This is a genomic window from Streptomyces zinciresistens K42 (genome assembly GCF_000225525.1).
Lineage (GTDB): Bacteria > Actinomycetota > Actinomycetes > Streptomycetales > Streptomycetaceae > Streptomyces > Streptomyces zinciresistens.
The window spans coordinates 1-12,293 of record NZ_AGBF01000053.1; the positions used below are offsets into that span (position 1 = coordinate 1).

Annotated in this window: 10 protein-coding genes; 9 read left to right on the forward strand and 1 reads right to left on the reverse strand. The window is 72.2% G+C overall.

Annotated elements, in window-relative coordinates; translation table 11 throughout:
- Nucleotides 1-107 precede the first annotated feature (107 nt).
- The 3 genes from SZN_RS17135 (at nt 108) to SZN_RS17140 (ending at nt 1,262) form a co-directional block, all read left to right on the forward strand.
- Nucleotides 108-464, forward strand: a complete 357-nt coding sequence (locus SZN_RS17135; RefSeq protein ID WP_007496643.1) for a PRC-barrel domain-containing protein — start codon at nt 108-110, stop codon at nt 462-464.
- Nucleotides 465-490: 26 nt separating this feature from the next.
- A complete protein-coding gene (locus SZN_RS41435; RefSeq protein WP_007496645.1) occupies nt 491-658 on the forward strand; it encodes a hypothetical protein in 168 nt (55 codons plus the stop codon).
- A gap of 142 nt (nt 659-800) precedes the next feature.
- Nucleotides 801-1,262, forward strand: coding sequence for a pyridoxamine 5'-phosphate oxidase family protein (locus tag SZN_RS17140; protein WP_007496647.1), 462 nt, complete (start codon nt 801-803; stop codon nt 1,260-1,262).
- 79 nt (nt 1,263-1,341) lie between these two features.
- Here the strand turns inward: SZN_RS17140 and SZN_RS17145 are convergent, their stop codons facing one another.
- On the reverse strand, nt 1,342-2,094 hold the full coding sequence (locus SZN_RS17145) for a methyltransferase domain-containing protein (RefSeq protein ID WP_007496649.1): 753 nt from the start codon (nt 2,092-2,094) through the stop codon (nt 1,342-1,344).
- Between the two features lie 422 nt (nt 2,095-2,516).
- On the opposite strand from SZN_RS17145, the gene SZN_RS17150 reads away from it, so the two are divergent.
- The 6 genes from SZN_RS17150 to SZN_RS17175 all read left to right on the forward strand — a co-directional run bounded on the left by SZN_RS17150 (nt 2,517) and on the right by SZN_RS17175 (nt 11,871).
- Nucleotides 2,517-3,548: a LacI family DNA-binding transcriptional regulator gene (locus SZN_RS17150; protein WP_007496651.1), complete on the forward strand. Its 1,032-nt coding sequence runs from the start codon at nt 2,517-2,519 to the stop codon at nt 3,546-3,548.
- 1,008 nt (nt 3,549-4,556) lie between these two features.
- Complete coding sequence (locus SZN_RS17155; RefSeq protein WP_043731286.1) at nt 4,557-5,651, forward strand: ABC transporter substrate-binding protein; 1,095 nt, start codon at nt 4,557-4,559, stop codon at nt 5,649-5,651.
- A gap of 173 nt (nt 5,652-5,824) precedes the next feature.
- Nucleotides 5,825-7,387 (forward strand): sugar ABC transporter ATP-binding protein, encoded by a 1,563-nt coding sequence (locus SZN_RS17160; RefSeq protein WP_007496655.1) that lies wholly within the window; start codon nt 5,825-5,827, stop codon nt 7,385-7,387.
- The gene (locus SZN_RS17165) at nt 7,380-8,345 is read left to right on the forward strand and encodes an ABC transporter permease (RefSeq protein WP_007496657.1); all 966 of its coding nucleotides are present in this window, start codon (nt 7,380-7,382) and stop codon (nt 8,343-8,345) included. The genes SZN_RS17160 and SZN_RS17165 overlap by 8 nt, the downstream gene beginning before the upstream one ends.
- The gene (locus SZN_RS17170) at nt 8,342-9,376 is read left to right on the forward strand and encodes an ABC transporter permease (protein ID WP_007496659.1); all 1,035 of its coding nucleotides are present in this window, start codon (nt 8,342-8,344) and stop codon (nt 9,374-9,376) included. The genes SZN_RS17165 and SZN_RS17170 overlap by 4 nt, the downstream gene beginning before the upstream one ends.
- Before the next feature lie 131 nt (nt 9,377-9,507).
- Nucleotides 9,508-11,871: a glycoside hydrolase family 2 gene (locus SZN_RS17175; protein ID WP_007496660.1), complete on the forward strand. Its 2,364-nt coding sequence runs from the start codon at nt 9,508-9,510 to the stop codon at nt 11,869-11,871.
- Nucleotides 11,872-12,293 lie beyond the last annotated feature (422 nt).

Sequence of the window (12,293 nt, forward strand, 5' to 3'; positions counted from 1 at the left end):
CCCCCCGGGGGCGTTACGCGTACGGCCCGCCGGGTCCGTTCCCCGCCGCCGTGAGGACGCCCGCAAAGCGGGTACGCGGCGGTAGGGGCGACGATCGGAGGGGCACGATGTTCCAGGCCGGTGACATACGGGAGTGGCGCGGTCACGACGTGGTCGACGTCGAGGGGCGCAGGATCGGCAGGCTGGAGTCGATCTACGTCGACACCGCCACCGACGCGCCGTCGTTCGCGACCGTCACGGTCGGCCTGCCCACCCGGCACCGCCTGGTGTTCGTGCCGCTCGCCGGCGCGACGGTCGGCCCGGGTTACCTGAAGGTGACGTACGCGAAGCACCTGGTCAAGGACGCTCCGTCCATCGACGTCGACGGAGTCCTGCCGGCGGAGGACGAGAAGGCCGTCTTCGCCCACTACGACCTCGCCCACCGCCCCGGTGCGCAGGGCGAGCGGCGGCTCGCACGCCGCTGACGACAACGACGATCCGGGAGGCGGGCATGGCCCTGTTCTGGTTCCTGCTGCTGGTGGCGGTCGTCCTCGGCTTCATCGGGGTGCTCGCCGAGGGCATGCTCTTCATGCTGTTCACCGGGATACTGGTGGCGCTCGCCGACGTGGTCTACGCGGGCCTGCGCATCCGCCGGGGCGGCAGGCGCCCGGTGCGGTAGGAGGCCCGGTGCGGTGGGGAAGGGAGGCCGAGGGGGTTCATCGGCCCCGGCCTCCGGTCGCCGGCCCCCCCCGGCCCCGGCCGCGGGTCGTAGGTCCTTTGCCTCATGCACGCTGTGCGCCCGCTGGCTATGGTCGGCGTTCATGCAGACACCGGGGATCGTTCGCCGTCGGACGGCGGAGCGCAGACGCGACACTCTGGAACGGCTCGCCACCGAGCGCGACGTGTGGGTGTCGACCGCGCACCCCGACCACGGACCGCACCAGGTGCCGCTGTGGTTCCTGTGGGACGGGCGAGCCCTGTGGATGTGCACCGGCGCCGCTTCCGCGACCGCGCGGAACGTTCGCGAGGAGCCACGCGTGCAGCTCGCGCTGCCGGACACGCTCGACGTGGTCCTCGTCCAGGGTGAGGTGCGGAGCTTCCCCGACGAGCACGTGCCCGCGGACGCGGCCGACGCGTTCGCCGCCAAGTTCGGTTGGGACCCGCGTGCGGAGGAAGGTGCCTTTCTGTACCTGCGAGTGGAGCCGAAGACGGTCCGCGCGTGGCGCGGCGCACCGGAACTGCGCGGCAGAGTCATCATGCGCGACGGGACGTGGCGGGAATAGCGGCCGTCCCCGACTGACGCCCCTCACCGGCGGAGGCGGAGGGCGTCGGTGTCCGGGGCGCGGCCGTTGGGGCGGGCGCTCAGGCGTGGGGCGTGCCGGTGCGCTCCGGCTTGCGCCACACCGAGACGTGTGACCTGCTCTCCGCGGTGAACGGTGCCTCGTTCCAGTCGGCCCAGCGTTCGGTCCGGGCCAGCCCCGCCAGCCGTGCCATCAGGTCGAGTTCGCAGGGCCATGCGTACCGATGCGGCGACAGGAACGTGGTGGCCCGTCCGTCCGCGATCGTGTAGTGGTGCGAGACCATCCGCTGCTCGGCCAGGTCGTACGTGTCGAAGCCCAGGTGCCGGTCCCCGACATGGAACGGCCGAGCGGTCTCGCCCGGGGGCAGCCGCCGCAGGTCGGGGACGAACACCTCCACGACGAGGCGGCCGCCCGGCTCCAGATGGCGCGCGGCGTTGCGGAAGCAGGCGATCTGCTCCTCCTGGGAGAGCAGACAGGTGATCGCGTTGTAGACGAGGTAGACCAGCGCGAAGGCACCGGGCACCTGACGGGTCGTCATGTCTCCCAGGGCCACGGCCACATCACGCCCGCGGGGCTTCCTCGCGAGTTCCGCCGCCATGGGCGCCGACTTCTCGATGCCGGTGACGGCCACGCCGCGCGCGCTCAGCGCCAGGGCGACCCGTCCGGTGCCCACCGCGAACTCCAGGGCGGCGCCGCTGCCCGCGCGCCGGTGGAGGAAGTCCACCGCGGGAGCGAGGACTTCGGGAGCGTACATGTGCTGCGTCGAGGCGTCGTAGCCCCGGGCCACCCGTTCGTTCCACACATCCGTGTCCACGCGTCGCACGCTCCCACGCAACTCCGCGGGAGTGCCACCGGTTTTCTCCCGACCCGATGCCCCGATGCCCCGATGCCCCGATGCCTCGGTGCCCCGGCGCGGCGGCGCGGCGGCGCACCGGGTATCGGGGGAGGGGTGGCGTGCCGCCGTACGACACCCTCCGCCGGGAGTGAGCCCGCCCGGCGCGCCGTTCCGCCCGCCGCGCGCAGCCCGCGCCCCACCCGTGCACCGTGCGCCGTCCACCACGCCGGACGGCGTTGCGCGACCGCCGGACGGGGCGCTCGTACCATGCCTTGTCAGTGCGACGATGACGGATGTATAACGTTGTAAACGTCAAGCACTGGGACTCGGCGCCAGGCTCACGGTGACGCCACCGTACCCGCTCCGACCACCCGATTCGGGCCGCTCTGAAAGGGAATGCCGTGCGGGTCAGCCTCAAGGACGTCGCCGCCCATGCGGGGGTCTCCATCAAGACCGTCTCCAACGTGGTGAACAACTACCAGCACGTCACCCCGGCCATGCGCGAGCGCGTCCAGCGCTCCATCGACGCGCTCGGCTACCGGCCCAACCTCGCGGCCCGGCATCTGCGCAAGGGGCGTACGGGCATCATCGCGCTCGCGCTCCCCGAACTCGGCAACCCCTACTTCGCCGAACTGGCCGCCGCCGTGATCGACGCCGCCGCCGCCCACGACTACATCGTGCTCCTCGACCACACCGGGGGCCGCCGGGAACAGGAGATCCTGGTCAGCCAGGGCTTCCGGGCCCGGGTCATCGACGGCCTCATCCTCAGCCCCATCGAGCTGGAGACCGAGGACCTGAGCGACCGGGCGGAGAACGTGCCGCTGGTGCTCCTCGGGGAGCGCGACTACGACCTGCAGTACGACCACATCGCCATCGACAACGTCGCCGCGGCCCGCGCCGCCGTCCGGCACCTTCTCGGGCTCGGCCGCCGGGAGATCGCCTTCATCGGCGACCGGCGAGGCCGCAGCGAACCCGCCCAACTGCGGGTCCGGGGCTGGCGCGAGGAACTCACCGCCGCCGGACTCCCCGCCGACGACGGGCTCGTGGCCGCCACGGAGGGCTGGGGGCACGCGGACGGGGCGGCGGCCATGAGCCGCATCCTGGAGACGGGCCGCCGCCCCGACGCCGTCTTCGCCTACAACGACCCGATGGCCATCGGCGCGATGCGTGTGCTGCACGAACGCGGACTGCGCGTCCCCGAGGACATCGCGATCGTCGGGTTCGACGACGTCGTCGAGGGGCACTTCGCCGCGGTGACGCTCACCTCCGTGTCGCCCGACAAGGGGGCCATCGGCCGGCTCGCCGTCGAGTGCGTGCTCGCCCGGTTGGGCGGCGAGGCGTCCGAGCCCCGCAGCGTCTGGGCCGACTACCGCCTGGTCGAACGGGAGAGCACCCTCGGCCGTGCCGCGTCCAAGGACCGGCCCGGGGCGTGACCCGGCGCCGGGACCGCCGGCGGCGCACACCGCCCTGACCCCGACGTCCCACGCCTCCGCGGCTCATACGGCCCGGCCCGGTCTCGGCATCCCACGCCTGCGCGCCTCACACCGCCCTGACCCCGACGTCCCACGCCTGCGCGGCTCACGCTGCCCGGCCTCGACGTCCCACGGCGACGCGCCTCATGCGGCCCCGTGTCCCGCGGGTACGCGCGTGCCCCGCGACGGCGTCCGCCCTGCCCGCGCGCCGACCACCGCGCGCCCACCCGTGACCCGCGGACCCGGGACGAGGAATCCGGGACCGGGGACCAGCGGCCCACCGAAGACGGCCACGCCCAGGACGTCCCGCGAGCCCCGAGGGCGACGGGCGGACTGCCCGCGCTGCCCCCGTACGCCGCGCGAGCCCGCCCAACCGGACCTCGTCGGCGTCGTGCCGCGCGCGGCACAGCCAACGGGCAGCCTCCTGAAGCGACTTCTGCAACAACCCGGGGATGCTCTGCCGTCTGCCGTCTGCCGTCTGCCGTCTGCCGTCTGCCGTCTGCCGTCTGCCGTCTGCCGTGTGCCGTCCGCCGTCCGCCGTCGCCCCCGTCCGTGTCCGTCGCCCCCTCCGCCCACCACGTCCGCCGCCTCCCGCCCTTCGCGCCGGTCCCCGACCCCGCCCCCGCTTTCGAACGAGTCATCGACCCACCGGACCCACCGGAAGCCGCCCCGCGCGCCCCGTCGCCCTTCCCTGTGACGCCGAGAAAGGGCAGGTCGGCCGGTATGCCCCGGCTGAAACTCCCTCAGCGGAGGGCGCGCGGTGCGGCGGTGCGGCGGACGTATCCGGCGCACGCTTTCTCCCGGCCGTGCGCACAGGTCTCTGCACAAGGGGTTTACAGCATCCTTCCAACGATGTAAAAACCTGTTTGCGGCGGGCCGGACAGCGCCCCCGCCAGGGGGAAGCACCGTTTCAGCTCCTGCGTCAGCTTTCCTCAGTTCCCTTTCAGCGTCGCCCGGATCGGGGTCACCATGCAGCGCACCACTCACCGTCCTCGTCTCCTTGCCCGTCCCGGGCTCGTCGCCCTGGCCGCCGCGGTGGCCTTGACCGCCTCCGCCTGCGCGAAGTCCGAGGACGACGCGTCGAAGGACACCAAGTCCCCTGCCGCCGCCGGTGCCGAACAGAAGGTCGTCACCCCGAAGCCGGGCAGCAAGTCCTGCACCGTCGACGCCTACGGCGGCGAGAAGCTGGACCTCAAGGGCGCGACCGTCGGCTTCTCCCAGTCGGAGAAGGAGGCCAACCCGTTCCGTATCGCCGAGACCCAGTCCATCAAGGACGAGGCGAAGAAGCGGGGCGTCAAGCTGCTGACGGCCAACGCCCAGTCGCAGTTCTCCAAGCAGATCAGCGACGTCCAGGACCTCCTCGCCAAGGGTGCCGACCTCCTGGTGATCGCCCCGCTCAACTCGGACGGCTGGGACCCGGTCCTGCAGGCAGCCGCGGCCAAGAAGGTCCCCATCGTCACGATCGACCGCAAGATCAACGCCACCGCCTGCAAGGACTACGTCTCCTTCATCGCCTCCGACTTCGTCGAGCAGGGCCGCCGTGCCGCCGACCAGATGATCGAGGCGACCGGAGGCAAGGGCGAGGTCGCCATCCTCCTCGGCGCCGCGGGCAACAACGTCACCACCGAGCGCACCAAGGGCTTCAAGGAGCGCGTCGCCGAGAAGGCCCCGGACCTGAAGGTGGTGTTCGAGCAGACCGGGGACTTCGCCCGCGAGAAGGGCCAGCAGGTCACCGAGCAGCTCATCCAGTCCAAGCCCGGCATCAAGGGCATCTACGCCGAGAACGACGAGATGGGCCTCGGCGCCGTGGCCGCGCTCAAGGGCGCCGGCAAGAAGGCCGGTGACATCAAGATCGTGACGGTGGACGGCACCCGCAACGCCGTCCAGGGCATCGTGGACGGCTGGATCAGCGGCGTCATCGAGTCCAACCCCCGCTTCGGTCCGCTGGCGTTCCAGACCCTGGACACCTTCACCAAGGGCGAGGCCGTCCCGCAGGACATCATCATCCAGGACGGCGCCTACAGCACCGACAACGCGAAGTCGGAGATCGGCAAGGCGTACTGAGCACGCGGGGGCCCGGACTCGGTCCGGGCCCCCGGCGCTCTCCGCCCCCTCGCCCGAAGACCCTCCGCATCGCCGGCTGTCCCTCGCTGTCCCTCGGTATCCGTCGCTGTCCCTCGGTATACCTCCGCACCAACCGCACCCCTTCTTCTCCCTGTTTTCTCCTGGAGGCACAGGTGGCACCCCCCGCCGAAGTCCTCGCCGTCCGCGGACTCAGCAAGACCTTCCCCGGCGTCCGGGCCCTGGACGACGTCGACCTCACCCTGCACGCCGGTGAGGTCCACGCCCTGATCGGCGAGAACGGCGCCGGCAAGTCGACCCTCATCAAGCTCCTCACCGGCGTGTACCGCCCCGACGCCGGAGAGATCACCTTCCAGGGCGCCGAGGTCTCCTTCGCCACCCCTCTGGAGGCGCAGAAGGCGGGCATCTCGACCATCTACCAAGAGGTCAACCTGATCCCGCTGCTGAGCGTGGCCCGCAACCTCTTCCTGGGACGCGAACCGCGCAACCGCTTCGGCGTGCTGGACATCGCCCGGATGAACAGCGAGGCCGAGGAGGTCCTGCGCGGCTACGGCGTGCGCGTGGACGTCCGTCGGCCACTGCGCACCCTCGGCGTCGGAGCCCAGCAGATGGTGGCACTGGCCCGCGCCGTCGCCACCGACGCCCGCATCGTCATCATGGACGAGCCGACCTCCTCCCTCGAACCACGCGAGGTGGAGACCCTGTTCTCGGTGATCCGCGGGCTGCGCGACGCGGGCATCGCCGTCGTCTACGTCAGCCACCGCCTGGACGAGCTCTACGCCGTGTGCAGCACCGTCACCGTCCTGCGCGACGGCCGGCGCGTGCACCACGGCAGCCTCGCCGAACTCGGCCGCCTCGACCTGGTGTCCACGATGCTCGGCCGCGACCTGGGCGAGGTGCGCGCGGAGGGACTCACCAAGTTCAGCGGCGACCACCAGGCCACCGACAGCGAACCGGTCCTGGAAGCACACGAGCTGACGGTGCCTCACCGGCTGCACGGCGTGTCCGTGAGCATCCGGCCCGGCGAGGTCGTCGGTCTCGGCGGACTGCTCGGCTCCGGACGCACCGAGACCGCCAAGGCCATCTCCGGTGCCCTGCCCGTGCGTTCGGGCCGGGTCACGGTGGCCGGCGTCCCGCTGCGCGGCGGTTCGGCAGCGGCGGCCATCCGGGCGGGCGTCAGCCTCCTCCCGGAGGACCGCAAGAGCGAGGGCATCGTCCCCGGACTGTCGGTGCGGGAGAACATCGCGCTCGCCGTCCTGCCCCGGCTGTCCCGCTTCGGACTCGTCTCCGAGGCGCGCGTCGACAGCGTCGTCGACACCTTCGTCACGCGCCTGCGCATCAAGGCGTCCTCACCGCACCAGAAGGTCGGCGAACTCTCCGGCGGCAACCAGCAGAAGGTGCTGCTCGCCCGCTGGCTCGCCATGAACCCCAAGGTGCTGCTCCTGGACGAACCCACCCGCGGCATCGACGTCGGCGCCAAGGCCGAGGTGCAGAAACTCGTGGACGAACTGGCCGCGGACGGCCTGGGCGTCCTGCTCATCTCCTCCGACCTGGAGGAACTGATCGAAGGGTCCGACCGCGTGGTCGTACTGAAGGACGGCGCCGTCGTCGGCGAACTCACCGGCGACGACGTCACCGAGGACAAACTGATGCGCACCATCGCCGGCGACACCGCCGCGACGGCGCCCGCCGCCGAGGAGGTGGCCGGCGATGGCTGAGGCCACCACCCTGCGCACCGCCCCGCTGGACAGGGCCCGCGTCCTGCAGTGGCTGCAGACGTACGGCGTCTACGCGGGCGTCGCCGCGCTGCTCGTCGTCAACGTCGTCATCACCCCGAACTTCCTGACCGCGGAGAACTTCCGCACCCAGGCGGTCCAGGTCGCCCCCGTCATCATCGTCGCCCTCGGCATGGCCCTGGTCATCGGCACCGAGGGCGTGGACCTGTCGGTCGGCGCCGTGATGGCCCTGGCGGCCTCCGTCACCGCGCTCTACCTCGGCTACGGACTGCTGCCCGCGCTGCTCGCGGTCGCGCTGTTCGCCGCGGCCGTCGGACTCGCCAACGGCGCGCTGGTCGCCCTCGTCGGAGTGCAGCCGATCGTCGCCACCCTGGCGCTCATGGTCGGCGGCCGGGGCATCGCCCTGGTCCTGCTGCCCCAGCTGGAGGACCTGCGCAACCCCGCCCTCGCCTCCCTGGGCTCCGGCGACGTCCTCGGCGTCCCGTACCTGATCCTGATCGCCGCCGTCCTCGCCCTGCTGGTGGCGTTCACCGTGCGGCGCACCACCTTCGGCCGCCAGCTCCTCGCCATCGGCGACAGCCGCCCCGCCGCCCAGCTCGCCGGCCTTCCCGTGCGCCGCGTCCTGATCATCGTGTACGTGGTGTGCGCGCTGCTCGCCGCCGTGGCGGGCGTCCTCGCGACCGCCCGTCTCCAGGCCAGCGACCCGACCTCGCTCGGCAACCTGATGGAGCTCTCGGCGATCACGGCCGTCGTCGTCGGCGGCACCCCGCTGACCGGCGGCCGGGTCAACATCGCCGGCACCGTCGCCGGCGCCGTCCTCATCCAACTGCTCACCGCCACCCTCATCAAGCACGATCTGCCGCCCTCCTGGACCCAGATCGCCCAGGCCGTAGTGATCGTCGCCGCCGTCTACGCGGCACGGGGACGGGGGAGGCGATGACCGTCACGAAGACGGAGGCGCCCGTGACCACCGCGAGCAACCAGCCGCACGGGGAGGGCGAACCGGCAGGCTCCGCCCGCTCGGAACGGCTCAGCGCCCTGATCCAGCAGCACGGCGCCCTGGCCGTACTGGTGATCGTCTCCCTGGTGGCGTCGTTCTCCTTCGACTCCTTCGCCACCGGCGACAACGTCAGCAACATGGCGACCAGTTCGGCCTTCCTGGCGATCGTCGCCCTCGGCATGACCTTCGTGATCATCACCGGCGGCATCGACCTGTCCGTCGGCTCGCTGTTCGCCCTCGGCGGCGTCCTCGCCGCCTGGGGCTCACGCTACGGCACCCTGGTCGCCCTCCTGCTGCCCCTGGCGGTGTGCGGGCTCATCGGCGTCGTCAACGGCCTGCTGGTGGCCCGCTCCCGGCTCGCCCCGTTCATCGTCACGCTCGCCGCCATGCTGGGCGCGCGCGGACTGCTGCTGGCCGTCACCGACGAGGGCGCGGAGACCTTCCTGATCGGCAAGGGCTCGCTCCTGGCCGAACTGGGCCAGGGCACCACGCTGGGCCTGGGCAACCCCGTGTGGATCACCCTCGCCCTCTTCGTCGCGGGAGCCGTCGTGCTGCGCCGCACCCGCTTCGGGCAGCACGTCTACGCCGTCGGCGGCAACGAGGACGCGGCGGCCCTGATGGGCGCCCCCGTCGCCCGCACGAAGATCCTCGTCTACACGCTGTCCGGCCTGCTCGCCGGGCTGGCCGGCGCGCTCAACGCCGCCTGGCTCGCATCCGGCGTGACCATCCTCGGCAACGGCATGGAACTGGAGGCCATCTCCGCCGTCGTGATCGGCGGCACCCTGCTGACCGGCGGCCTCGGCTACGTCAGCGGCTCCCTCGTCGGCGTGCTGCTGCTGAAGGTCATCCAGAACGTCATCAACCAGATCGGCTCGCTCGACTCCTCCTACCAGCAGGTCGTCAGCGGAGCCTTCCTGGCTGTCGTCGTCATCGCCCAGACCTGGCTGGGCCGAAGACGGCAGCTCATGTAGAGCTCCGGACGCGGCAGTCGGGCAACGCGCCCCGGCTGCCGCGTCCGGCTCCAGGCGGCCGGTCCCGGCCACCGGCGCCCGGCCGCTTCTCGCACACGCACGTCTCCCCACCCACAGACCAAGGAGGCACGATGCGTCGAGCAACCGTCCCCCGTCCGCCGTTCCCCCGGCTCGGACGCCGCGTCCGCCGGGCCGCCACCGCGCTCGCCGCGCTGGCCCTGGCCGCAGGCACGGCCCTCACCGGCACCGGAACGGCGAGCGCCGCGCCGAGGGCCTGGACCCCCAAGCCCGCGCCCATGACCACCCCGTGGACGAACCAGGTCCCCACCGACAAACCGCTCCCGGAGTACCCGCGGCCCCAGTTGACCCGTCCGGACTGGGCCAACCTCAACGGCATCTGGGACTTCGCCGTCACCCCGGCCGACGCCGGCCAGCCGGCCTCCTTCACCGAGCAGATCCGCGTCCCCTTCGTCGCCGAGTCCGCGCTCTCCGGCATCCAGCGCAAGATCACCCAGAACGACAAGCTCTGGTACAAGCGCACCTTCACCGTCCCGGCGGACTGGAACGGACGCCGCGTCCAGCTCAACTTCGGTGCCAGCGACTGGCGTACGACGGTCTGGGTCAACGGGCGCCAGGCGGGCGCCACCCACAGCGGCGGCTTCGACGCCTTCTCCTTCGACGTCACCGACCTCCTCGCCGGCGGCACCAACACGATCGTCGCCTCCGTCTGGGACCCCACCGAGACCGGCGGGCAGGCCGTCGGCAAGCAGCGCGTCCGCGAGGTGACCCCGCAGCCCGGCGGCGGCATCTTCTACACCGCCGCGTCCGGCATCTGGCAGACGGTGTGGCTCGAACCCACCGCCGCCGCCTACGTGTCGCGCCTCGACATGGTCCCCGACCCCGCCAACGGCAGGCTGAAGGTCACCGTCCGGGGCACCGGCACCACCGGCGCCGAACGGGCCCGCGTCACCGTCTCCGCCGGCGGCACCACGGTGGGCACGGCGACCGGCCCGGTCGGCGCCGAGTTCACCGTCCCCGTCCCCGACGCCCGGCTGTGGACCCCCGAGGACCCCTTCCTCTACGACGTGAAGGCCGACGTGCTCTCCGGTGGTACCGCCGTCGACTCGGTCGGCAGCTACACCGGTATGCGCACCATCGGCCTCGCCCGCGTCGACGGAGTGCAACGCCCCGTCCTCAACGGCAAGTTCGTCTTCCAGAGCGGCACCCTGGACCAGGGCTACTGGCCCGACGGCATCTACACCGCGCCGACCGACGCCGCCCTGCGCTACGACCTGCAGAAGCACAAGGACCTCGGCTTCAACATGGTCCGCAAGCACATCAAGGTCGAGCCCCAGCGCTGGTTCTACTGGGCGGACCGGCTCGGCCTGCTGGTGTGGCAGGACATGCCGGCGATGCCGCGCACCCCCGACACGGCCGCCCGCACCCAGTGGGAGGCCGAGTACACGCGCATCATCGACCAGCAGCGCAGCTCACCCTCGCTCGTCATGTGGGTCAACCAGAACGAGGGCTGGGGCCAGTACGACCAGGCCCGCCTCGCCGACAAGGTCAAGGCCGCCGACCCCTCGCGCCTCGTCGACAACATGAGCGGCGTCAACTGCTGCGGAGCCGTGGACGGCGGCAACGGCGACGTCGTCGACGACCACGTCTACGTGGGACCGGGCACGACCGTGCCCAGTGCCACCCGGGCCGCCGTCCTCGGTGAGTTCGGCGGGCTCGGCTACCGGGTCGCCGGCAACGAGTGGTACCCCGGCGGCGGCTTCAGCTACGAGGACCAGCCGAGCCTCGCGAACCTCGACAACCGGCTCGTGGGCCTGCTGGACGGCATCCGCGAGGTCCGCATGCCCCGCGGGCTGTCCGCCTCCGTCTACACCGAGATCACCGACGTCGAGAACGAGGTCAACGGCCTGCTCACCTACGACCGCCAGGTGGTCAAGGTCGACGAGGCCCGGGTACGGGCTGCCAACCGCGCCCTGATCGACGCCTCGCGCGGCGCCACGGCCCCCGTCACCCTGCCCACCGGCCAGTACAAGTCGCTGCGGGTGACGACACCGGGCTACACCGACCGGTACCTCAGACACCGGGACGGGGCGGCCTACACCGACCCCGTGAGCGGCGGCAGCGACGCCCTGCTGAAGAACGACGCCACCTGGAAGATCGTCCCCGGGCTGGCCGAGAGCTCCTGCTACAGCTTCGAGTCGCGCAACTACCCGGGCCAGTACCTGCGCCACCGCCAGTCCCGCGTCTACAAGGAGGCCGGGAGCGGGGACCTGTTCCGGGCCGACGCCACCTTCTGCGCCGTCCGGGGCGCGAACGGCGGCGTACGGCTGTCCGCCTACAACTACCCGGAGCAGTATCTGCGCCACTACGGCGGCGAGTTGTGGCTCGCGATACCGGGCGGCACCCGCGCCTGGGACAAGCCCGCCCTCTTCACGGAGGACACCACCTGGGCCGTGGAGGCGCCCTGGGCGCCCTGACCGGGGCGTTGCACGACAGCACGACGGCCAGGCAGGGCAGTGGGGGCGGTGTCCCGGGACACCGCCCCCACTGCCCTGCCTGGCCGCACCGCTCGCACGCGGGCCGCGCCACCACGCCGTTCCCGGACCGCCCCCACCTCCCTCGCCGCCGAAGAGCAGCAGCGGGTCCGGTCCGCCCTCGCGACCAGTACCGTCGAACTCCGCGTACGGGAAAGCCTCGTGAGGCGCGGGCGCCTGGCTCCTCGCGGTGGACGCATCCCTTCCCGACCGGACACAGAGGCCGTCAGGGCACTCAACTCCCCCTCGTACTACGGTGTTTCGCCCTGGTTGGCGCCGCCCGCCCCCGTCGCGGGCCCGGGGCCGGTTCCGGAGCGGGGCAGCGAGAAGGCCCCGGCGGGGGAGTCGCACCCCCCGCCGGGGCC